This is a genomic window from Allobranchiibius huperziae (genome assembly GCF_013410455.1).
Lineage (GTDB): Bacteria > Actinomycetota > Actinomycetes > Actinomycetales > Dermatophilaceae > Allobranchiibius > Allobranchiibius huperziae.
In genome coordinates this window covers 2,213,166-2,236,106 of record NZ_JACCFW010000001.1, presented here as the reverse complement: position 1 = coordinate 2,236,106, position 22,941 = coordinate 2,213,166, and the positions used below count along the sequence as shown (strand labels likewise).

At 71.1% G+C, this 22,941-nt stretch carries 19 protein-coding genes and 1 riboswitch; of the genes, 16 read left to right on the top strand and 3 right to left on the bottom strand.

The features are described from left to right. The first annotated feature begins 34 nt into the window (after positions 1–34). From HNR15_RS10520 to HNR15_RS10495, 6 genes are all read left to right on the top strand, one after another. Complete coding sequence (locus tag HNR15_RS10520) at positions 35–745, top strand: EcsC family protein (protein WP_343048509.1); 711 nt, start codon at positions 35–37, stop codon at positions 743–745. A 20-nt stretch (positions 746–765) separates the two neighbouring features. Further along, positions 766–1,116, top strand: coding sequence for a YkvA family protein (locus tag HNR15_RS10515; protein ID WP_246305916.1), 351 nt, complete (start codon positions 766–768; stop codon positions 1,114–1,116). A 97-nt stretch (positions 1,117–1,213) separates the two neighbouring features. Next, entirely contained in the window at positions 1,214–2,197 is a 984-nt protein-coding gene (locus HNR15_RS10510) for a DUF4192 domain-containing protein (protein WP_179481533.1), read from the top strand. 118 nt (positions 2,198–2,315) lie between these two features. Further along, positions 2,316–2,429: riboswitch (SAM riboswitch) on the top strand. 44 nt (positions 2,430–2,473) lie between these two features. Further along, complete coding sequence (gene metX / locus HNR15_RS10505) at positions 2,474–3,664, top strand: homoserine O-acetyltransferase MetX (RefSeq protein ID WP_179481531.1); 1,191 nt, start codon at positions 2,474–2,476, stop codon at positions 3,662–3,664. 48 nt (positions 3,665–3,712) lie between these two features. Further along, positions 3,713–4,069, top strand: coding sequence for a universal stress protein (locus tag HNR15_RS10500; protein WP_179481529.1), 357 nt, complete (start codon positions 3,713–3,715; stop codon positions 4,067–4,069). A 304-nt stretch (positions 4,070–4,373) separates the two neighbouring features. Further along, positions 4,374–5,759 (top strand): RNA polymerase sigma factor, encoded by a 1,386-nt coding sequence (locus tag HNR15_RS10495; RefSeq protein ID WP_246306221.1) that lies wholly within the window; start codon positions 4,374–4,376, stop codon positions 5,757–5,759. Positions 5,760–5,849: 90 nt separating this feature from the next. Here the strand turns inward: HNR15_RS10495 and HNR15_RS10490 are convergent, their stop codons facing one another. From HNR15_RS10490 to HNR15_RS10480, 3 genes are read right to left on the bottom strand one after another with little or no spacing between them, the layout of a single operon-like run. Further along, on the bottom strand, positions 5,850–8,114 hold the full coding sequence (locus tag HNR15_RS10490; RefSeq protein ID WP_179481525.1) for a transglutaminase TgpA family protein: 2,265 nt from the start codon (positions 8,112–8,114) through the stop codon (positions 5,850–5,852). After that, entirely contained in the window at positions 8,111–9,391 is a 1,281-nt protein-coding gene (locus HNR15_RS10485; protein WP_179481523.1) for a DUF58 domain-containing protein, read from the bottom strand. Before HNR15_RS10485 ends, HNR15_RS10490 begins: the two co-directional genes overlap by 4 nt. 2 nt (positions 9,392–9,393) lie before the next feature. Next, positions 9,394–10,395, bottom strand: a complete 1,002-nt coding sequence (locus HNR15_RS10480; RefSeq protein ID WP_218883658.1) for an AAA family ATPase — start codon at positions 10,393–10,395, stop codon at positions 9,394–9,396. A gap of 255 nt (positions 10,396–10,650) precedes the next feature. On the opposite strand from HNR15_RS10480, the gene mraZ reads away from it, so the two are divergent. The 10 genes from mraZ (at position 10,651) to murC (ending at position 22,896) form a co-directional block, all read left to right on the top strand. Next, entirely contained in the window at positions 10,651–11,085 is a 435-nt protein-coding gene (mraZ, locus tag HNR15_RS10475) for a division/cell wall cluster transcriptional repressor MraZ (RefSeq protein ID WP_179481521.1), read from the top strand. 192 nt (positions 11,086–11,277) lie between these two features. Further along, positions 11,278–12,261, top strand: coding sequence for a 16S rRNA (cytosine(1402)-N(4))-methyltransferase RsmH (rsmH, locus tag HNR15_RS10470; protein WP_179481519.1), 984 nt, complete (start codon positions 11,278–11,280; stop codon positions 12,259–12,261). After that, a complete protein-coding gene (gene ftsL, locus HNR15_RS10465; RefSeq protein ID WP_179481517.1) occupies positions 12,258–12,974 on the top strand; it encodes a cell division protein FtsL in 717 nt (238 codons plus the stop codon). The genes rsmH and ftsL overlap by 4 nt, the downstream gene beginning before the upstream one ends. A gap of 376 nt (positions 12,975–13,350) precedes the next feature. Then, positions 13,351–15,114: a peptidoglycan D,D-transpeptidase FtsI family protein gene (locus HNR15_RS10460; protein ID WP_179481515.1), complete on the top strand. Its 1,764-nt coding sequence runs from the start codon at positions 13,351–13,353 to the stop codon at positions 15,112–15,114. Continuing rightward, the gene (locus HNR15_RS10455; protein ID WP_179481513.1) at positions 15,111–16,496 is read left to right on the top strand and encodes a UDP-N-acetylmuramoyl-tripeptide--D-alanyl-D-alanine ligase; all 1,386 of its coding nucleotides are present in this window, start codon (positions 15,111–15,113) and stop codon (positions 16,494–16,496) included. Before HNR15_RS10460 ends, HNR15_RS10455 begins: the two co-directional genes overlap by 4 nt. Further along, positions 16,493–17,569 carry a phospho-N-acetylmuramoyl-pentapeptide-transferase gene (gene mraY, locus HNR15_RS10450; protein WP_179481511.1) on the top strand — a complete coding sequence of 359 codons (1,077 nt, stop codon included), beginning with the start codon at positions 16,493–16,495 and terminating at the stop codon, positions 17,567–17,569. Before HNR15_RS10455 ends, mraY begins: the two co-directional genes overlap by 4 nt. 43 nt (positions 17,570–17,612) lie before the next feature. Further along, entirely contained in the window at positions 17,613–19,094 is a 1,482-nt protein-coding gene (murD, locus tag HNR15_RS10445; RefSeq protein ID WP_179481509.1) for a UDP-N-acetylmuramoyl-L-alanine--D-glutamate ligase, read from the top strand. Next, a complete protein-coding gene (gene ftsW, locus HNR15_RS10440; protein WP_179481507.1) occupies positions 19,091–20,338 on the top strand; it encodes a putative lipid II flippase FtsW in 1,248 nt (415 codons plus the stop codon). The genes murD and ftsW overlap by 4 nt, the downstream gene beginning before the upstream one ends. Then, a complete protein-coding gene (gene murG, locus HNR15_RS10435; protein ID WP_179481505.1) occupies positions 20,335–21,453 on the top strand; it encodes an undecaprenyldiphospho-muramoylpentapeptide beta-N-acetylglucosaminyltransferase in 1,119 nt (372 codons plus the stop codon). Before ftsW ends, murG begins: the two co-directional genes overlap by 4 nt. Positions 21,454–21,456: 3 nt before the next feature. Further along, positions 21,457–22,896 (top strand): UDP-N-acetylmuramate--L-alanine ligase, encoded by a 1,440-nt coding sequence (gene murC / locus HNR15_RS10430; protein WP_343048508.1) that lies wholly within the window; start codon positions 21,457–21,459, stop codon positions 22,894–22,896. Positions 22,897–22,941: the final 45 nt, after the last annotated feature.

The following is a 22,941-nucleotide window of genomic DNA, read 5'->3' as shown; positions in this document are numbered from 1 at the left end:
GCGGGCCCGGCTCGGCTACTGGCACGATGGGTTCGTGGCCCTCCTTCATCGCAATTCCAAGAAATCGACCGAACTCGACCTGAACAAGGGGGCGTTCGCCGGTACCTCGATGAACCTCGCGAACCGGCTGATGGACGTCGGCATCGACGGGAAGGGGCGCTTCGACTCGGCGGATCACGTGGCCCGGCGGGCACTGCAGGAGAGCGGCGGCGACGTCGACGCGGCCATCGAGAAGGTGATCGCCGACCACCGACGACTCGCTGCTGCCGGCGGGTTCGTGACCGGGCTGGGCGGATTCGTCACGATGACCGTCTCGTTGCCGGCCAACATCGCCGGCTTCTACGCGCTGGCGACCCGGATGACGGCGGCGATCGCGCACCTGCGCGGCTACGACCTGCGCAACCCCGATCTGCGACTGGCCATCCTGCTGGCGCTGGTGGGAGGCGAGGCGGACGCGCTGCTGAAGAAGGCCGGCGTGGTGAGCACCGGCCGGCTCGCCAACCTCGCGACCAGGGGTCTGCCGCCGGCCGCCCGGATGGTCATCGACAAGGCGGTGGGCTTCCGGCTCATCGCCCAGGTCAGCGAGAAGCTGCTGCCCCGGCTCGGGAAGTCGATCCCGTTGGCCGGCGGGGTCGTCGGAGCAGGCCTCGACGTCTACCTCCTGAACAAGGTCGCCAAGACCGCCCGCACCCAGTTCCCGGTGGCCCGGCCGGGATCGCCCGGCACTGCGAGCGCCAGCGCATGAGCCCGCGGCAGAGTCGTCGGATGAGTGCCTCCGCGGTCCGTTCCCTGCGGGACTCGATCGCCTCGGTGGCGGACCCGTCCGGGCCGAGCGTCGCGGCGCGGCTGACCGCGCTGCCCCGGATGGTGCGCGCGGTGGCCGCCAAGGAGTACACCGGATCCTCACCCGCCCGGGTCGCCGCGATGGTCGCCGCCGCCGCGTACATCGCCTCACCCGTCGACCTGATCCCGGAGAAGCTGGCACCGATCATGGGCCTGGCGGACGACGCCGTGGTCCTCGCCTGGCTCGCCAACGCGCTGGTGCACGACACCGACGACTTCCTGGCCTGGGAGGCGGCCCGCAAGCACACGGTGCGCGGGCGTCGTCTGCGCTGACCCGTCGGTCGTCCACATCCCCCGAGGCACCCAGGCGACATCCACACCCCCTGAGGGCGGACGTCCCGCGTGCGCCGCGCCGCACCACGGTGGGCGCATGCGCAGCACTCTGCACGGCCTCGGCGAACTGATCGCCTACCTGCCCTACGAGCTCGGCTTCCGGCCCACCGACTCCCTGGTCGTCGTCGGGCTCGCCGACCAACGGATCCGGGTGGTCGCCCGCCTGGACCTGCGGGAGGAGGACGACCTCCTGCCCGGGACCGGTCGTATCGGGCAGGTCTTCGCCCGGGCCGGGGTGCGAAGCGCGCTGTGCTGCGCCTTCGTGGACACCCCTCCCGTGCCGCAGGATGCGCCGACCCGACTGCTCGACGTTGCCTGCGACGTGCTCCGGGCCTACGACGTCGACGCGGCGCACCTGTTGGTGACCCGGGACGGCGGATGGTGGGCCCACCGGTGCGGCTGCGGGGGCTGCCCGAGACGTCCCGCCGCGCTGCCGGACCCGGACCGGGTCGATGCGGTCTTCGAGTCGGTGCTGGACGGGATCGCGCCGCACGCCTCGCGTGCCGACCTGCGCGCGTCGTTGAACCAGTGCCGCACGGAGGTCGCGCAGGCGGTCGGCGCCGCGCCCGTCGTTGATCGGCCGATGCGCCCGGCTGCCCTCACCGCCGCGATGTGGGAGATCCTGCACGGCTCGGCACCGATCCATGAGATGCCGGTCCCCATGCTGGCCTCCTTGAGCCGCGCGATCGCCGACCCGGCCGTGCGGGACGAGGTCTTCGGCTGGGTGGCGCCCGGCCTGCCGGGCCCGACGCCCTCGACGCCTGCGCTGTCCCCCTACGTGGCGGGGGCTCTCGATCCCCGCGCCGTTCGGGCGAGGCTCGTGCAGTGGCTGCACTGCCTCCCGGAGTGGATGCGTCCTCCGGTGCTGACCTTCATCGCCGGTTCGGCGTGGAGCAGCGGCTCCGGAGCGCTCGCGGCCGTCGCGGTGGAGCAGGCCCTGCGGATCGACCCGGGATACCGGCTCGCGCGGCTGCTGGGCAGGGCGGTGGAGCTCGGCGCCCGTCCCCGCCGGTGCGCCTGACTCCGCCCGGGTGGGTGTCGGCGGTGCGGTCACTTTCCTGCGCCCGCGTGCGTCGCCCGCCCGCACCGGTGTGCTGGAGCCGAAGTCGGGCACGAAGTCCCGCTGCTACGGTGGTCGACGTCAAGAGTCCCAGTGCCAAGCCCCGGCTGACTGGGCGGCAACCCTCCACCGCGGTGGGGTGCCCCGGGTGAGGACAAGGCCGATGTCGACATGGCACCGGCAAGCGCGGGGTCAGCCATCCCTCCAGGCACCGGCCCCCTGAGCCGGAAGTCGCCGATGACTGTGACGCAACAACGCCACCGACCGACCCCGGAGCGCGACGCTGCGCGCCCGGCCGACCGGTGGGTGCGCCCGCCCGTCGGCACCAACCCCGCATCTCGAGCCCTTCTGCTGCCCGAGATCACTCTGGAGAGCGGTGTGCCGCTGCCCCGGGTGACCGTGACGTTCCAGACCTGGGGGACCCTCAACGCGAACGCCGACAACGCCGTCCTGGTCGAGCACGCACTCACCGGCGACTCCCACGTCGTGGGCCCGGCCGGGCCCGGGCAGCCCACCGCCGGCTGGTGGCCCGGGCTCATCGGGCCGGGTGCGCCGCTGGACACCCGCGAGCTGTTCGTGGTCGCCAGCAACGTGCTCGGCGGCTGTCGCGGCACGACAGGTCCGGGATCATCGGATCCGGCGGGTCACCCGTGGGGCTCGAGGTTCCCGGCGACGACCGTGCGGGACCAGGTCGCCGTGGAAGCACGGCTCGCCGACGCGCTCGGCATCGACCGCTGGCGGCTGGTGCTCGGCGGGTCGATGGGCGGGATGCGCGCACTGGAATGGGTGGCGGGTCACCCCGACCGGGTCGACGGTGCGCTCATCATCGCCAGCACCGCCCGCGCCACGGCCGACCAGATCGCCTGGGGCCAGGCGCAGGCACTCGCGATCACCTCCGACCCGGACTACCTCGGCGGCGACTACTACGGTCACGGACCGGGCCCCCGGCAAGGGCTGGGCCTCGCCCGCCGGATCGCGCACACGACGTACCGCAGCGCCGCCGAGCTGGACACCAGGTTCGGGCGCGACCCGCAGGGCGCCGAGGACCCGATGAGCGACGGCCGGTTCGCCGTCGAGAGCTATCTGGACCATCAGGCCGCCAAACTGACCGCCCGCTTCGACGCCGGGTCCTACCTGCAACTTTCCCGGGCGATGGCGACGCATGACGTGACCCGCGGGCGCGGCTCGCTCGCGCACGTGCTCGGGGCGTACGACGGAATGTTGCGCACGGTCGCCGTCGACTCCGACCGGCTCTTCCCGGTGGAGTTGTCGCAGGAGATCGTCGACGCCCACGGGCGAGGCGGGGTGCACGTGATGTCGTCCTCCCACGGGCACGACGGCTTCCTGATCGAGACCGACGCCATCGCCGCAGCGGTGGCTGAGGCGGTGGATGCCGTCCGCGGGGTGCGACCCCGCGAGGTCGGGTAGCGTCGGCCGCAGACGTCGAGCCCGCCCCGCCGGTCCAAGGAGGCAACGATGAGCGTCGTGGTCAGTTACCTGCCGAGCCCGGAGGGGGAGGCGGCGATCACCCGCGCGGCCGACGAGGCGCGCGACGGCGGCGGCCCGCTCATCGTCGTCCCGTCGCGGGGGCGTCGGGATGAGCTCAACGCGGCGCTGGAGCGGATCCGGGCGGACGGGGTGCAGGCGGAGGTCGCGGACCCGGACGGCGATGACATCACCGACTTCCTGCTCGATCTGGTGCGGTCCCGGTCCGCTCGACTGCTGGTCATCGGCCTACGACGGCGCAGCGCGGTCGGTAAACTCATCCTCGGCTCGCACGCGCAACGGATCCTGCTGGACGCCGACTGTCCGGTGCTCGCGGTCAAGCCCTGAGTGGCCCGATCGGCCGGTGGACGGAGCACGGCCGAAGTCGTTTTATAATGGTAAGCAGAGGCTGTCGCCGACCTGGGCGGACGAGCTTCACGATCCCCAAACTTCGATGCCGCCCTGAGCGGTCGGTGTCGCGCGCGCTCATCGCGCCGATGCTGTTGTTTCGAAAGGTAGTTGGTGACCACCCGTGGCCAAAGTCAACACTGCGTCCAAGCTGCCGCAGCACATCTCCCACCCCGCCCTGGAGAAGCTGGTGCGTACGTCGCGGACCAGCGGAGGCGTGAGCGGTGCGGAGCTGACCTCGGCCATGCATGAGGCCGGGCACGACGTACGCCGCGCCCCTGCTGTGCTGCGCGCCCTCGCCGCGGCCGGTGTCGAGGTGACCCCCGCCGCCGAGCGCACCCCCGTGGTCGCTGCGACCACCACCAAGAAGGCCGCGGCCACCAAGAAGGTCGCCGCGAAGAAGGCACCGGCCAAGGCCGCCGTCGAGTCTGGCCAGGACGACGGTGTCACGGTGACCAAGGTGGCTCCCAAGACCACGAAGGCCGCGGCCGCCAGGACCGCCGCTGCCGCGAAGACCGCGACGGCCAAGCGTGCACGGGCCGCGAAGGCTGCCGACGCGGCCGCCGCGTCGTCCGAGGCCGAGCCGGAGGAGTCCACCGACGAGACCACCGCGAAGCAGGACGGTCAGGCCGCCAAGGAGGCCTCGGAGGCCGCCGGCGGATTCGTGCTCAGCCAGAACGACGACGACGACGCCCCGGCCCAGCAGGTCGTCACCGCGGGAGCGACCGCCGACCCGGTCAAGGACTACCTGAAGCAGATCGGCAAGGTCGCGCTGCTCAACGCCGAGCAGGAGGTCGACCTCGCGAAGCGCATCGAGGCGGGTCTGTTCGCCGAGGAGAAGCTGAACTCCGGCGACAAGATCGACATGAAGCTCAAGCGCGAGCTGTGGTGGATCTCCCAGGACGGCAAGAACGCCAAGAACCACCTCCTGGAGGCCAACCTGCGCCTCGTGGTCTCGCTGGCCAAGCGCTACACCGGTCGCGGGATGCTCTTCCTGGACCTGATCCAGGAGGGCAACCTCGGTCTGATCCGTGCGGTCGAGAAGTTCGACTACACGAAGGGCTACAAGTTCTCCACGTACGCCACCTGGTGGATCCGGCAGGCGATCACGCGTGCCATGGCCGACCAGGCCCGCACCATCCGCATCCCGGTGCACATGGTGGAGGTCATCAACAAGCTGGCCCGGGTGCAGCGTCAGATGCTGCAGGACCTGGGCCGGGAGCCGACCCCGGAGGAGCTCGCCAAGGAGCTCGACATGACCCCGGAGAAGGTCGTCGAGGTGCAGAAGTACGGCCGCGAGCCGATCTCCCTGCACACCCCGCTCGGTGAGGACGGCGACTCCGAGTTCGGTGACCTCATCGAGGACTCCGAGGCCGTCGTGCCCGCGGACGCCGTCTCGTTCACCCTTCTGCAGGAGCAGCTGCACTCGGTGCTCGACACCCTGTCCGAGCGGGAGGCCGGCGTGGTCTCGATGCGCTTCGGCCTGACCGACGGCCAGCCCAAGACGCTCGACGAGATCGGCAAGGTCTACGGCGTGACGCGCGAGCGCATCCGCCAGATCGAGTCCAAGACCATGAGCAAGCTGCGTCACCCGTCGCGGTCGCAAGTGCTGCGCGACTACCTGGACTGACCTCCAGGTCGACATCGGACCACCAGAAGGCCGTGCGCTCGCAAGAGTGCGCGGCCTTCTGCGTGTCTGTCTCGGTCTGTCGCCGATCCCTCAGCGCCGCGTGCGCCTCGAGAACAGGGAGCGCACCGCGCGCCGTCCCGATCGCGGGAACAAGGTGGCGACGACCCGCGAACGGAACGAGCGGCTCCGGCGGATCCGCATCAGCAGATCGTCGGCGGGAGCCGACAGATCGTCACCCGGACCGGGTCGCGGGCTGTAGCGGACCCGCTCCAGGACGTCGACCGCGCGGTGCAGCGACTCCTGCCCCTCCCGACCCACCACCAGGTGCAACCGGTAGTGCGCCTCCTGGGAGCGCGGCGACACCTGCGGCGCCGGGTCGATGCCCAGGTCCTCCATCCGCGAGACCAGGTCGTCCCACTGCGCCTGCACGCGGGCGGCATCATCTGCGGCGCCGTGCCCGACCTGCAGTCGGCGCCGGGACCACCGGGCCAGCAACGGCAGGACGGCGAACGCGGCCGCGAGGACCAGCAGGGCGGCGAACACCCACAGCAGCCAGACCAGGTGCAGGTTCACGGAGTGCGAGGAGGTGGGGGTGGTGTTGCCCGGTGCGCTGGTCACCGAGTCGCTGCCCCGTGCGGTGCGGCCGCCGGAGGCGGAACGTCGGGGGGCGGCGCTCTCGGGGCTGCCGATCGTCGGGCTCGCGTACGGCGGCGCGAGACCCGTCCGTGCCGCAGGGGTGGGTTCGAATCGGGTCCAGCCCATCCCCGGGAAGTACAGCTCGGGCCAGGCGTGCGCGTCGGACTGATGCACCTGGTAGGAGCCGGAGGAGTCCACCGTGCCGGGCAGGAAGCCCACCCCGAGGCGCGCCGGCACCCCGATGGACCGGGCCGCCATCACCATCGCCGTGGCGAACTGCATGCAGTAGCCCCGCCGGGTCACCAGGAAGTTGCTGATGGGGTCTAGTGGCCGGCCCGCGGAGTCCTTGCGGGTCGGGTCCAGCGTCAGCGAATAGTTGAAGTTGTCACCGTCGCGGAAGTAGTCCTGGATCGCGATGACCCTCTGGAAGGGCGTCCCGCTCGGCGCCGCGGTGTGCACGAGCGCGTCGATGCGGCTCCGCGAGGCTTGGTCGACGACGAGGTCGGGGCCGAATCCCGTGGTGTCGATGGTCTGCGACGAGGGCCTGGCGCTCGCGGGTTGACTGAGGTACCGGACCGTGTAGCTGTTTTCGAGCCGGGTCGTCGACGGCTGGGTGGTGTCCGGGTCGTAACTCCAGGTGGCGCCCCCGAAGTTGGCGCTGGCGACCTGGGTGGGGGCCACGACGTACGGCGGGCGCATCGTGTTCTGGGTGATGACCATGGTGTAGGGGGAGCTGGTGGTCGGCACCGTGTTCTGCCCGTAGCGCTGCAGCGGCGCTCCGTTGACTCCGCGCAACAGGTACGACGGCCGCGTCGGGACCCAGTGGTCGCCGGTGTAGTCGTCCGCGACCAGCGCGCGGAGCGGCGGTGGGTTGAGGTCCGCGGTGCGCAGCGTGAGCACGGGGGAGTGGTCGCGGTCGACGAGGTTGTTGTGCAGGTCCAGATCGGTCGAGAAGCCGACCGTGGTGGCCGGGCCGTTGCCGCGTGCGAGACCGTTGGCCACGAACTTCTGTGAGGCGGCGGGAAGCGATGCGGCGATCACCAGCGCCGCGATCAGGGCGCCGACACCGGCCGTCCGGGTGAAGGGACCGAAATCGTGTCCGCCGAGCAGGGCGGTCGGATTGTTGGGGCGTCCGGGGATGCGCGCCCGCAGCCCCGACCAGTCACGCGCGGACCGCTCGGAGGCGGCGTAGAGCATCGCCAGCCAGGCCAGGCCGAGAGCGAACGAGTAGCGGGGGTGCAACGACCCGCCGGAGTTGGCCGCGGAGATCACGAACTCCACCAGCAACGGGACGCCGGCCAGGCCGGGCGAGCGGGCCGACACCGCCAGGAAGTCCACGGTGATCGCGATGATCGCGATGATCAGGCCGATGAAGAAGACGACGCCGACCGTGGACGGGGCCGGCGCGGCGTACGCCGTCACCGTGTGGTGCGCGTCCGCCCCGAGCGCGCGCAGCGCCGAGGGCAGGCTGGTGTCCAGGTGGTCGTGCAGGTGAGTGACCACGGTGACCGCGGTCACTCCGATCAGTTGAACCGACAGCGTGAGCATCGGGGGCAGATCCAATGCCCGCCCGGCCATCCCGAGCAGGGCTGCCAGCGTGACCAGCCCGAGTGTTTCGTCGATCCACGCATTACCCACGAAGAGGGTGGTGATCGGCCAGGCCGCGATCATCGTCGCGAGAGCGGCGAGGAACGTCTGTGCGGGACGGGCGCGGGTCATCGCATCGCCGCCCCGACCGGCGCGATGCCGGCCACCGATCGCCACGCAGCGGGCACGCCGGATCGCGGGCCGACCACCACCGTGCGCCAGCCGGCCGCCTGGAACTCATGCGCGACCGCCCGGGCGTCCGCCCCCTCCACCTCCGAATCGCGTCGATAGGCGTCGGTGTCGACCACGATGGCGATGCCGACGGCCCCGCGTCCGCAGCATGCGGCCAGCTGGCGCAGGCCGGCGGCCGGGCGGTCGGTGAGGACGGCGACCATCGTGGTCGAGCCGGACGCCGTCCGCGACGCCTGCGCGAGCACCTGCGCGTGCAGCCCGTCCTCGCATTCCTGCGCCTCGGCCAGGTCGCGCAGCATGGTGTCGGAGGACGACGGCGTCTCGTACCGTTCCCCGTCCAGCAACTCGGGGGAGAGCAGATGGGTCAGATAGTTCAGGTCGTGCAGCAGCAGCGCGATCGAGGCGGTGGCGCTGATGGTCCACTCGAAGGAGTCGTAGGCGCCGTCGACGCGATGGGCACTGGTGCGGGCGTCGTACATCAACAGGGCGTGCTTGTACGCGGGCCGGTCCTCGTGGCGCACCATCAGCTCACCCCGGTGCGCGGTCGCGGCCCAGTGGATCCGGCGCAGCTCATCGCCTTCGACGTAGGCGCGGATGCTGACGTCCTGCTCTCCGTGCAACGCGATGGAGTGACCCGAGTCGCCTTCGCCGCCGCTGGCGTACGGCAGCCGGTGCCGCACCAGGGGGAAGGTCTGGGGCAGGACGAGGATCTGGTCGTCGGCGGGGATGACGGTGCCCGCCCAGCACATGCCGAACGGATCGGGGTGCTCGATGGTGGTCGGTCCGATCGTGTGCAGCCCGCGGGCGCGACCCCGGACGGTGTACTCGACGACGGCTTTGCCCCGCGCCGGGATGCTCGGCAGCGTGTAGCGAGGTCGGTCCCCGAGGCTGGCTTCGATGCTGTCCTGGGCCGTGCCGAACCGGCTGGCGCGCTTCGCCCGGTTCGCGAACACGGCGCGTACGGGCGCCGGCTCGTCCGGGTGCAGGATCACCGGCGCGATGGTGCGGGTCAGTTCCAGGTGCGCCGCGCGGCGGGAGGCGAGCAGCGTCGCCAACAACGGCAGCAGGAGGAGGAAGATCCCGATCCGGGTGATGTCGCCGTAACCGAGCGCCAGCCCGGTGATCGTGAGGGCGACTCCCGCGGCCACGACGGCATGCCCGCGGGAGGTCAGGCGCGCGCGCGCGTGCCGCCGCCCGGCAGCGGGTGCGCGCACCATGGTCAGCGGGCCTGCGCGGGGACGGGGACACGCTTCAACAGCTGCGCCAGAGTGTCGGTCGCGGATCGTCCGCTGGCGTCGCCGCCCATGATGACGCGGTGGGACAGGACCGGGATCCAGAGCCGCTGCACGTCCTCGGGGAGCACGTGGTCACGGCCGTCGAGTGCGGCCTGCGCGCGGGCGGCGCGCAGCAGCTGCAGCGCGCTGCGGGGTGAGGCGCCGAGGCGGACGCCGGGCGCCGTCCGGGTCGCGGTCACGAGGTCGACGATGTACTGGCGCAGCGCGGCGCTGGCATAGACACCGGAGACCGCTTCGATGGCGCGCAGGACCAGGGCGGCGTCGGCGACCGGCCGCAGCGCCTCCAACGGACGGTGCGCCGAGTGCAGGTCGAGCATCCGCATCTCCGCCGCTGCGGTCGGATAGCCCATCGAGATGCGCGCCATGAACCGGTCACGTTGCGCCTCGGGGAGCGGGTAGGTGCCCTCCATCTCGATCGGGTTCTGGGTGGCCATCACCATGAACGGGCGCTGCAGCAGGTAGGTCTGACCGTCAACGGTGACCTGGTTCTCCTCCATGCACTCCAGGAGGGCCGACTGCGTCTTGGGCGAGGCGCGGTTGATCTCGTCGCCCACCACGATCCCGGCGAAGACCGCGCCACGGCGGAACTCGAACTGGTGGGTGTCCTGGTTGAAGATGCTCACCCCCGTCACGTCGCTGGGCAGCAGGTCGGGGGTGAACTGCAGGCGACGCATGGTGCAGTCGATCGACCGCGCGAGGGCCTTGGCCAGCATCGTCTTGCCGACACCCGGGACGTCCTCGATCAGCAGGTGTCCCTCGGCCAACAGCACCACGACCGCGGTGGCGATGGCGTCGCTCTTGCCCTCGATCACCCCGGCCACCGAGGCCTGGATGTCGCCGGCGACCCGGCGCACGTCGTCCAGGCTCATCGCCGATCGCGAGGTCGCCGTCTGCGAGAGCGCATCGACCGATGCGGAATGCTTCATGGATGAATCCTGCCTGATGGGCAGGCGCCATGTAGCCGGGTGCCCGACCTCGGGTCCGACCGGTCATACGGCCGACGTACGCCGTCGCCGATCCTCCACCATCCTCCACCCGCCCTGACCTGCACTTTTTGGGGCGACATGAGATTCAGCGGGCTCCTTTTGCTTCGTTTGTGGGGGGATGTGGAGTAAAGTGGAGGACAGCGGAGAGTCGGGTCGGCCGAACCTCGTGGGACGACGATCGGGAGGTGTGGCGCGATGTTCCTCGGCACCCACCACCCCCGCCTCGACGAGAAGGGCCGACTGATCCTTCCCGCGAAGTTCCGCGACCAACTTGCGGGCGGTCTGGTCATCACCCGCGGCCAGGACCGTTGCCTCTACGTCTTCGCGATGTCGGACTTCGAGCGGCTCGCCGAGCAGATGAACAACACCCCTGTCACCAACCGGGGGGTCCGCAACTTCCAGCGCGTCCTGCTGTCGGCCGCCTCCGATGAGATCCCGGACAAGCAGGGGCGGGTCACCGTCCCCGCAGTGCTGCGCGAGTACGCCGGCCTGAGCAAGGACTGCACGGTCATCGGCACGGGCAACCGGCTCGAGCTGTGGGACACCGCCGCATGGACCCAGTTCCTGGAAGCCACCGAGGACGACTTCGCCTCCCAGGGCGAGGAGGTGATCCCCGGAGGGTTCTTCTGAGATCCGGCCTCCATCCGTTCGCCGGATGCACCGATGCCACTTCCCCGGCACCGGAGCATCAGCCGCCCGTCGGCAACGGCGACGGCTGGGGACCAGGCATCAGACAGCGCCCCGCAGCACATCGCACAGATCCCGCAGCACCCATCAGCACGTCACACCGTCCGAGCCGCACCAGAGGGGAGATCCGCCGCGATGAGCCACACCGACAGCAACGCCGCCGAGCGGCACACCCCCGTGATGCGCGAACGCATCCTGGAGCTGCTCGCACCGTCCCTGGAGACCCCTGGCGCGGTCTTCGTGGACGCGACCCTCGGAATGGGGGGACACACCGAGGCCGTCCTCGAACGTTTTTCCGGTGTCACGGCATACGGTGTGGACCGTGACACCGAGGCCCTGGCCCTCGCGGGGGAGCGGCTGCAGCGCTTCGGCGACCGATTCCGCCCTGTACACGCCGTCTACGACGACGCTTTCACCGAGCTGGTCCGTCTCGGCGTGCGCGAGTCGCAGGCAGTGCTCTTCGATCTCGGCGTCTCCTCCCTGCAGTTGGACGAGACGCAGCGGGGTTTCTCCTACAGCCAGGACGCGCCGCTCGACATGCGGATGGACCAGGGCGAAGGCCCCACTGCCGCCGATGTCCTCAACACCTACGACGCCGCGGCGCTCGAGCGCATCCTGCGCGAGTACGGCGAGGAGCGCTTCGCCCGCCGCATCGCCCGCGCCGTCGTCCGCGAACGCGAGAAGGCGCCCTTCGACCGGTCCGCGCGGCTGGTCGACCTGCTGCGTGACGCGATCCCCGCAGCGCAGCAGCGCACCGGCGGCCACCCGGGCAAGCGCACCTTCCAGGCGCTGCGCATCGAGGTCAACCGCGAGCTGGACTCCTGGGCCGGCGCCCTGCCCCAGGCCATCGAGCACCTGGCCGTCGGCGGCCGGATCGCCATCCTGGCCTATCACTCCCTCGAGGACCGGATCGCCAAACAGGTCCTTGCCGAGGGCACCACGAGCTCGGCGCCGGTGGACCTGCCGGTCGAGCTGCCCGAGCACGAGCCCTACCTGCGTCGCCTCACCCGGGGAGCCGAACGGCCCTCCGAACAGGAGACCTCCGAGAACCCGCGCGCGGCCTCCGCCCGGTTGCGCGCAGCAGAACGTCGTCGATCCACGAAGGGGACCTCCCGATGAGCATGAGCCAGCAGGCCGCCGTACCGCTGCGCGCCCCACGAGCGCGGGTGCCGCACCCGACCCCCGGGTCGAAGTCGCGGTCCCTGCCCACGAGCGGTGCGTCGTCGGTCCGGTTGCGGGTCGTCGCGCCCGCCGACTCCCGTGACGGGCACAGCGCCGCGTTCATCGCCGCCTGCGTGTTCGTGCTCGCGATGGGCCTCGCCACCCTGCTGGTGCTCAACACCCAGCGCGCCCAGCAGTCGTTCACGATGGACTCCCTGCAAGCGCGTTCCGCGACCTACACCGACACCCAGCAGAGCCTGCGTTCCGCGCTGCAGCTGGCCGAGTCTCCGGCCTCCCTCGCGTCCCGCGCACACGCCATGGGCCTCGCTCCCGCGTCCCGGGTCCGCTACGTGGGATCCGATGGGAAGACGATCGGCGTGGCGAACGGGGCCGCGGGCAGCACCCCCTTTACCGTGGGTCCGCTGACCACCGGCGGTGCTGCGAAGGTCGCCGGGACTGCCGCGACGGGGGCCTCCCTCGGTGCCGGCGTCGGGGCTCCGGCACCGAAGAAGGCGACCAAGACGGCCAAGCCGGACAAGACCGGCACGACGAAGAGCACCAAGGACAGCCCGAAGAGCAAGGGCAAGAGCACCAAGAGCAAGAGCAGCACGACGGGCACGAAGACCAAGACCAAGAACACGACCGGCACGCACGCGACGACCACGAGGTGACCCGTTGAGTCAGACCCGTCCTCCGGGCTCCCAGGGCTCGCAGGGATCCCAGAGTTCGCGAGGGGCCCGCGGCGCCGGCTCCGCCCGTCCGCGCACGACCGGGACGACCTCGCGCGGTCGCACCGGTGCACGACCGGCCGATCGGGTGGCGGGACAACGGGATCCGCGACGGGACTCCTCCAAGCCCGCGGCGACGCGTGCGAGGGCCACGGGGTCGGACCGACCGACCGGAGCGGGCGTACGACGCCCTGCATCCGTCAACGGCTCGCAGCGGCCGGGGCGCCCGGCACGCTCTGCCGGCGGCGGAGGCAACGGGGGGCCGCCGCGCCGCCGCCCGGTCACGATGCGCCTCGGTCACCCGGGCCGGCGTGCCCGGATGCTGATGGTCGCCATGCTGTTCATCTTCAGCCTGTTCACCGCGCAGATCATCCGTGTGCAGGGCGTCGACGCCGCCGCCGTGTCGACGAAGGCCCGTGACAGCCGGTTGCACCACGAGAACGTGCCCGCCCTGCGCGGTCAGATCGTCGACGACAAGGGTGCCGCGCTGGCGACCAGTGTGCAGCGCTACAACGTGACCGCGGACGCGACTCAGACCTCGCAGTACAAGAGCTTCGTGAACGGCCGCACCACGGTGCTGGGCAACTCCGGGGTGGCAGCCGGGCTCGCATCGGTGCTCGGCGGCAGCGCCAATCAGTACTACGCGACGCTGCAGGCCGCGACCCAGCGCAAGTCCAGGTTCGTCTATCTGGTGAAGAACGTCACGCCCGAGCAGTGGCAGCGGGTCCTGGCCCTCAAGCTCGGCGGGATCTACCCCGAGTCCACCCAGACCCGGCAGTACCCGCAGGGCGCGAGCGCATCGTCGATCGTCGGCTGGGTGGACGCCGGCAGCAGCGCGGGGGCCGGCGGGGTCGAGCTGATGAAACAGGGGATCCTCAACGGCCGGCCCGGTGTCCGCACCTACGAGGAGGCGCCCGACGGCACGGTCATCGCCACCGGTAGCAACTCCGACACCCCCGCGGTCAACGGCTCGAACGTGAAGCTCACGCTCGACTCCGACATCCAGTACTACGCGAGCAACGCGCTCGCTGCCGGTGTCAAGAAGACACGCGCCGAGGCCGGGGACCTCGTCGTGATGGACCGGCAGGGCAACGTGCTGGCCGCGGCGTCGTACCCGAGCTTCGATCCCACCAACCCGGGCGCGGCATCCCCGGGCAACCTGCAGCCCCGCGGGTTCGCCGAGACCTACGAGCCGGGCTCGACCAGCAAGATCATCACCATGGCCGCCGCACTGTCCGCCGGCGTCGCGACTCCCACCTCCCAGGTGATCGTGCCGTCGCAGCTGCGCCGCGGGGGAGCCCTCTTCCACGACTCCGAGCCGCACGGCACCGAGAGCCTCACGGTCGCCGGCGTCCTCGCCGAGTCCTCCAACATGGGCACGATGCTGACCGGGTCGAAGGTGTCCTCCGACTACCTCTACGGCTTCATGCGCAAGTTCGGCCTGGGCGCGCCCACCGGCGTGGGCTTCCCGGGAGAGACCGGCGGCATCGTGGCGCCACCGTCGCAGTGGAGCGGTTCGCAGAGGTACACCGTGATGTTCGGGCAGGGCCTGTCCACCACGTTGATGCAGCAGGCGTCGGTCTACCAGACCGTCGCGAACGACGGGGTGCGTCTGCCGGTCAACCTGATCGCGGGGGTGCAGAACGCGTCCGGCGGGTGGACCAAGCCCGCGGACTCGCGCAAGCCGGTGCGGGTCATCTCGACCGGCGTCGCGAGCCAGCTGCGCACGATGCTGAGCGGTGTGGTCGGTCAGGACGGTACGGCGCAGAAGGCCAAGGTCGCGGGCTACAACGTCGCCGGCAAGACCGGCACCGCGGAGCTGTACGACGCCAAGCTCGGCCGCTACAACGGCTACACCGCCTCCTTCATCGGGATGGCTCCGGCGGAGAACCCGCAGTACATCGTCGCGGTCGCGCTGCAGAACCCGAAGACCACCATCTACGGCGGTGAGGCGGCCGCGCCGATCTTCTCCCAGGTGGCCGGCTACGTGCTGCGCACGCGCGGCGTCGCGCCGAGCCGCAAGCCGGTCTCGCTCTACCCGATCCAGTACGCCGCCGTCAGCACCGAGCAACGTCCGAAATGATCCCTCTGGCATTGAGCGAGATCGCCCGGGTCGTGGGCGGATCTCTGGTGGGCGACGACGTCCTCGTCGACGGCCCGGTCGTGACCGACTCCCGGGAGGCGCAGGCCGGCAGCCTCTACGTCGCACGGGTCGGTGAGCACGCCGACGGGCACCAGTTCGCCGACGGTGCCGCTCGCGCAGGTGCGGTCGCGACCCTCGGCAGCCGACCGGTCGAGGCCACCCCGACCGTCGTCGTCCCCGACGTGCAGGACGCATTCGCGTCCCTGGCGCGCTCGGTCGTGGACCGGGTGCCGGGTCTGAACATCATCGGCATCACCGGCAGCTCGGGGAAGACCTCCACCAAGGACCTGCTCGGGCAGGTGCTCGCGCAGGACGGGGAGACCGTCGCGCCCCAGGGGTCCTACAACTCCGAGGTGGGCGTGCCGCTGACGCTGTGCCGGGTCACCGCTGCCACCCGTCACCTGGTGGTCGAGATGGGGGCCTCGGGTGTGGGACACATCGCCTACCTGACGCGCATGGCGCCGCCCCGGATCGGGATCGTGCTCAACGTGGGTCACGCCCACGTCGGCGAGTTCGGCTCCGTGGACGCCATCGCGCGCACCAAGTCCGAGCTGGTCGCCGCCCTGCCCTCCGACGGCGTGGCCGTGCTGAACCTGGACGACCCGCGGGTCGCCGCGATGGCCGAGAAGACGTCGGCCCGGGTGATCGGGGTGGGCCGTTCGGAGGCTGCGGACTACCGGGCGGTCGACGTACGCTCCGACACCTCCGGCCGGGCGAGTTTCACCCTGCTCACCAGTGAGGGGAGCATCCCGGTGACCCTCGCCGTGCACGGCGAGCACCATGTCGGCAACGCCCTGGCGGTGCTGGCGGCCGCGGTGGAGTCCGGTGTGGAGCTGTCCCGGGCGGTGCAGACCCTGTCGGGTGCATCGGCGCAGGCGCGCTGGCGGATGGAGGTGCACCAGCTGGAGCGGGGCATCACTCTGGTCAACGACGCCTACAACGCCAACCCCGAGTCGATGTCCGCCGCGCTGGCGGCGCTCGCGCAGATCGGGCGCGCACGTCGTACCGTGGCGGTGCTCGGGGCGATGCGGGAACTCGGCGACGAGAGCGTCTCGGCGCACCGCGCCGTGGGCACCGACGCCGTGGCGCGGGGGATCGACGTCGTCGTGGCGGTGGGTCCCGACGCATCGCCGGTCGCCGATGCCGTGCAGGACGCCGCGGGGGCGGCGCAGCGGGTCGTCGACGCCGACGCGGCGTACGACCTGCTGGTCTCCATGCTGCAACCGGGGGACGTCGTGTTGTTCAAGTCGAGCCGCGACTCCGGCCTGCGTTACCTTGGCGACCGGATCACCGAACGGTTCGAAGCGGAGGATGTTTTGTGAAGGTTGTCCTGATCGGCGCGTTGATCGCGCTGGCAGTGGCATTGTTCGGGACCCGGATCTTCATCCAGTTCCTCGTGCGGCGCGGGTACGGGCAGTTCATCCGCGACGACGGACCCACCAGCCACCACACCAAGCGCGGCACGCCCACGATGGGCGGCGCGGTGATCATCGCGGGTTCGGTGAGCGGCTACTTCCTCGCCCACCTGCTCAGCTGGTCGCCGCCGACCGTCTCCGGATGTCTGGTCATGTTCCTGCTGGTCGGACTCGGTCTCGTCGGGTTCGCCGACGACTGGATGAAGATCTCCCACCAGCGCTCGCTCGGCCTGCGCTCGGTCCAGAAGCTCGTGCTGCAGGTGCTCGTCTCGACGGTGTTCGCGATCCTCGCGACCCGCTTCGGCGACAAGGGCGGTCGTACGCCGGGCAGCTTCCACATCTCGTTCGTGCGGGACACCTGGGTCAACCTGGCCTTCGGTGGCACGGCCCTCGCCGTCGTCCTCTTCGTCCTCTGGGCCAACCTCATCGTGGCCGGCACCTCGAACGGCGTGAACCTCACCGACGGCCTCGACGGTCTCGCGACCGGCGTCAGCGCGATGGTCTTCGGCGCGTACATCCTGATCAGCGTGTGGCAGTACAACCAGAACTGCGAGTACCACTTCAGCAACAAGTGCTACCAGGTGCGTGACCCGCTCGACCTCGCCGTCGTCGCGGCGTGCGTGATGGCCTCGTGCTTCGGATTCCTGTGGTGGAACGCCACCCCGGCCAAGATCTTCATGGGCGACACCGGTTCGCTCGCGCTGGGCGGCGCGCTGGCGGGCCTCGCCATCTGCTCGCGCACGGAGCTGCTGGTCGTCATCCTCGGCGGGCTGTTCGTGCTCGAGACGCTCTCGGTGATCCTGCAGGTGGGGTCCTTCAAACTGCGCCGCAAACGGATCTTCCGGATGGCGCCGCTGCACCACCACTTCGAGATGCTCGGGTGGGAACAGGTCACCGTGGTGATCCGGTTCTGGATCATCGCGGGCCTGTGCGTCGCGGTGGCGCTCGGCCTGTTCTACGCCGAGTGGGTCGTCACCTGATGGGTGCCCGGCGCGTCCGGCAGGCACAGACGGTCCGCGGCTGATGCCGGTCGACGACGGCCGCCGTACCCGCCTCGCCGCCCTCGACCATGCCGACGCGGACTGGGCCGGGCTGCACGTGGTGGTCTTCGGTCTCGGTGTGAGCGGGTACGCCGCTGCCGACGCCCTGCTGCAGCGCGGTGCGCACCTGACGGTGCTGTCTGGCGCCCCCACCGACCACCAGCGCGAGCAGGCGACCGTGCTGGAGATCCTGGGCGCCGTCGTACGGTTCGGCGCCGAGCACCAGCAGCGCCCCGGACCGGGCACCGACCTGGTGGTGACCTCGCCGGGCATCCCGCCCACGCATCCGTACATGCGGGCCGCTGCGGCGGCCGCGGTGCCGGTGTGGGGCGAGGTCGAGCTCGCCTGGCGGATGCGCCCGCGCGAGGGCGCCGCGCCGTGGCTCTCGATCACGGGCACCAACGGCAAGACCACCACCGTCACCATGCTCGAGCGGATCCTGCAGGCAGGCGGGCTGCGCGCGATCGCGGCGGGCAACGTCGGCACGCCGCTCGTCGAGGCGGTGCTGCATCCGCAGCCCTACGACGTGCTGGCCGTCGAGCTGTCGACCTTCCAGCTGCATTGGTCATCCAGCCTGTCGCCGTACGCGTCCTGCTGCCTCAACGTCGCACCGGACCACCTGGACTGGCACGGCTCCTACGAGGAGTACCGCCGGATGAAGGGGCGCGTCTACGAACGCACCCAGCGCGCGTGCGTCTACAACGAGGACGACTCCACGACGCGCGAACTCGTCGAGGACGCCGACGTCGTCGACGGTGCGCGCGCCATCGGATTCACCCTCGGCCTGCCGGGACCATCGATGCTCGGCGTGGTCGACGGAGTGCTCGCCGACCGCGCGTTCGTGCCCGACCGCCGGTACGCCGCGCAGCTGTGCACGGTGGCCGAGCTCGCCGCGGGTGATGAGGCGCCGTCGCCGCACTACGTCGCCGACGCCCTCGCGGCCGCGGCCCTGGCGCGGTCCTACGACGTGCCGCCGGCGGCCGTGCGCGCAGGCCTGGTGGGCTACACGCCCCAGCCGCATCGCGGGCAGGTCGTCGCGACCGGTGCCGGGGTGCGCTGGATCGACGATTCGAAGGCGACCAATCCCGGTGCGGCAGCGGCCGCCCTGCGCGCGGTGGAGCACGTGGTGTGGGTCGCGGGCGGCCAGCTGAAGGGCGCCGACGTCGAGGATCTCGTGCGCGACGCCGCCCCGCGGCTGCGCGCCGCGGTGTTGCTCGGGGCCGATCGCGAGGTGATCGCGCAGGTGCTGCGGCGACACGCGCCCGATGTCCCCGTCGTGCAGATCGACAGCATTCAGACTGACGCCATGGATCTCGCTGTGACCGAGGCTGCCCGCCTCGCCCGGCCGGGCGACGTCGTACTCCTCGCTCCCGCGGCCGCGTCCAAGGACATGTTCTCCGGCTACCCCGAGCGGGGCGACCTCTTCGCGCAGGCCGCCCGTCGGGTGAGCGGAGCCGGTCGATGACCGCGAGTGGCGCCAACCCCGGCTTCGATCCGGCGCGCGGCTATCTGCAGCAGGTCAAGGAGCGGGTGACGTCGCCGGTCGGCCCGTACTACCTGATCCTCGGATCCGGCACCCTGCTGCTGATCTTCGGCCTCACGATGGTGCTGTCGGCGTCCAGCGTCACGTCGTACGCGTCGGCGACGCACTCCTCGTACACGATCTTCTTGAACCAGGCCTCGTTCGCCGTGGTGGGTGTGATCGGCGCGTTCGTCGCAAGTCGGATCAGCGTCCGGATGTGGAAGACCATCGCATTTCCGGTGTTCTTCTTCGCGGTGTTCCTGCAGTTGCTGGTCTTCACGCCCCTTGGCCTGACGGTCAACGGCAACACCAACTGGATCGGTGCGGGCGGCTTCACGATGCAGCCGTCCGAGGTCGGCAAGATCGCTGTCGTCCTGCTCGTCGCGACCGTGCTCTCCCGCAAACGCCGGGTCCTCGACAGCTACAAGCACCTGCTCCTGCCGCTCGGGCCGCTGCTCTTCATCGTGCTCGCCGCTGTCATGGGCGGCGGTGACCTCGGCACCTGCCTCGTGCTGCTGGCCATCATGGGCGCGATGTTCTTCGTGGCCGGTGTGCAGCTGCGTATCTTCGGTGTCGCCGCCGGCGCCGCGGCGCTGGGCGCGTTGACCTTCGCGCTCACCAGCGGCAACCGCACCGGTCGCATCGACGCCTGGCTCGGTACCTGCATGGACGCCCAGACCCCTGGGTGCTGGCAGAAGGTGCACGGCATGTATGCCATGGCCGACGGCGGCTGGTGGGGCGTCGGCCTCGGTGCCAGCCGTGAGAAATGGTTCTGGCTGCCCGAGGCGCACAACGACTTCATCTTCGCCATCATCGGCGAGGAGCTCGGCATCCCCGGCACCATGGCGGTCGTCGGCCTCTACGTCGTGCTGGCGTACGCCTGCTACCGCCTGATCGTCACGAGCAACGACATGTTCGTACGGCTGGCGACGGCAGGGATCATGCTGTGGATCGTCTTCCAGGCCATGGTCAACATCGGATCGGTGACCGGCCTGCTGCCCATCATCGGGGTGCCGCTGCCGCTGGTGTCCGCTGGTGGATCTGCCCTGGTGACGACACTCTTCGCACTCGGAATGCTGCTGTCGTTCGCACGTGCGGAGCCGGAGTGCCGGGCCGCCCTGCAGGCGCGCCCGAGCCTGTTGCGCAAGGCTTCGGCCGTCCTCGCGTCCTCCCGCGCCGGGCGATGAGCGGCGGGCAGAGCCCGCAGTCGGCGCCGCTGCGCAGCGTGCTGCTGGCCGGCGGAGGCACCGCGGGGCACATCTCACCGTTGCTGGCGACGGCGCAGGAGCTTGCCGCCCGCCATCCGCAGGCGCGGATCACCGTGCTCGGCAGCGAAGGCGGCCTCGAGGAGCGGCTGGTGCCCGAGGCCGGCCTGGAGCTACGGCTGATCCCGAAGGTCGCCTTCCCGCGCCGACCGAACTCCGCTGCGGTGCGTTTCCCGGTCGCCCTGCGTGGCGCGATCGCAGAGGCCGGCGCGGTGGTCGACGACGTCGACCCGCAGGTCGTCGTCGGATTCGGCGGCTTCGTCAGCCCGCCCGCGTTCTTCGCCGCCAAGCGACGCGGGATCCCGATGGTCGTCCACGAGCAGAACGCCCGACCGGGCCTGGCCAACCGTGCCGGTGCACGCCTCACGCCGTACGTCGCGACCACCTTCCGCACGACGCAGCTGCCGCACGCCCGGGTGATCGGCATGCCGCTGCGGACGCAGATCTCGCGGCTGGACCGGTCCGTCGGTCGCGAGGCGGCCCGCGCCTTCTTCGGACTGCGTCCGGACCTGCCCACCGTGCTGGTGACCGGCGGATCGCTCGGCGCGGCACGACTCAACTCCACGTTCGCGCAGCGGGCCCGGGAGCTGAGCGCCGCAGGCATCCAGGTGCTGCACGTGACCGGCCGCGGCAAGGAGATCGACCTGCCCGCAGTGCTCGGGGGCGCACCGTACGTCGTGCTGCCCTACGTCGACCGGATGGATCTGGCCTACACCGCGGCGGATCTCGCAGTCACCCGCTCCGGTGCCGGGATGGTCTGCGAGCTGGCGACCGTGGGGCTGCCGGCCGTCTTCGTGCCTCTGCCTGTCGGCAACGGCGAGCAGAAGCTGAACGCCGCAGAGATGGTCGCCGCCGGTGGCGCGCAGCTGGTCCCCGATGAGTACTTCACCCCCGAATGGGTCGACGCCCACCTGATCCCGCTGCTGCGCGATGAGGCTCGGCTGCAGGAGATGGCCATCGCCGCACGCGGCTCCGGCCACGGCGAGTCGGCCGGCACTCTCGTCACGATGATCGAGCACGCCGCCACGGGGAGCTGACCGGTGGCCGACGGCATCAATCGCCGCTTCGACTTCGCCGCGCCGCTGCCCCTGCTGCAGGACGTCCGCGCGGTCCACCTCATCGCCATCGGCGGCTCGGGGATGTCCGGCATCGCCGCGCTCTTCCTGGCGCGCGGGGTCACCGTGACCGGCTCGGACCGGGCCGAGAACGACGCCGTGCAGCGACTACGCGCTGCCGGTGTGCCCGTCGTGATCGGCCAGAGCGCCGACAACGTGACCGGGCTCGACGCGGGGACCCTGGTGGTCGTCTCCAGTGCCATCGGGGAGAGCAATCCGGAACTGGCGGCGGCGCGCGAGCGCGGACTGCGGGTGCTGCACCGCTCACAGGCCCTCGCCGTGCTCACGCAGGGACGCCGGGCGATCGCCGTCGGCGGCGCCAACGGCAAGACCACCACCAGCGCCATGGCGGTCGTCGCGCTGCGCTCCGCGGGGGCGGGACCGTCGTTCGCGATCGGCTCCGACATCGCGGGCATCGGCGCCAATTCCGGTGTCGGCGACGGCGAGTCGTTCGTCGTCGAGGCCGACGAGAGCGACGGCTCGTTCGTGGTCTACCGGCCGCAGATCGCCGTCGTGACGAATGTGCGCGACGACCACCTCGATTTCTACGGCACCAGTGAGCGGCTGCACGCGGCGTACGACGACTTCGCCGCCTCGATCCGGCCGGGCGGGTTGCTCGTCGCATGCGCGGACGACGAGGGGAGTGCGGCCCTGGCACGCCGGCACGCGGCCCGCCTGCGAGTGCTCACCTACGGCAGGTCGCCCGGCGCCGACCTGCGCCTGAGCGACGAGAGCGCCGAGGGGATGTCGGCATCCGCCCTGCTGTCCTTCCCGTCCGGGGAGCGGGTGGCGATGCGCCTGCAGGTCCCGGGCGCGCACAACCTGCTGAACGCCGCCGCGGTGGCCCTCGCGCTGACCGCCGGCTGCGGCATCGCGCCCGAGGCAGCCGTCCGCGGGCTCGCCGACTTCCGTGGCACCTCCCGCCGGTTCGAGGTGCGGGGGAACGCGGCCGGCGTGCGCGTCGTCGACGACTACGCGCACAACCCCGACAAGCTCCAGGCCGCGATCCGCACGGGCCTGGCACTGCGTGACGGGGGGCGCCTGATCGTGCTGTTCCAACCGCACCTGTACTCCCGCACGCAGGCCTTCGCCGAACAGTTCGCCGCGGCACTGCGACTGGCGGACGAGGCGTTCGTCATGGACGTCTATGCCGCCCGCGAGGAGCCGGTGCCCGGAGTGACCGGGCGACTGCTCTCGGACCGGGTCCCCGGAGCGGTCTTCGTGGCCTCCGGAGCCGACGCGGTGGACGCCGTCGCCGACGCCGCACGCGACGGCGACCTCGTTCTCACGATCGGCGCGGGCGACGTCACCGCCCTGGCGTCTCCCATCCTGCAGCGGCTCGCCGAACGCTCGACCTCTAGTTGAGGTCAAGGCGACTGTCGATGTCGAGCGGGGTCGCGTACGATCGCG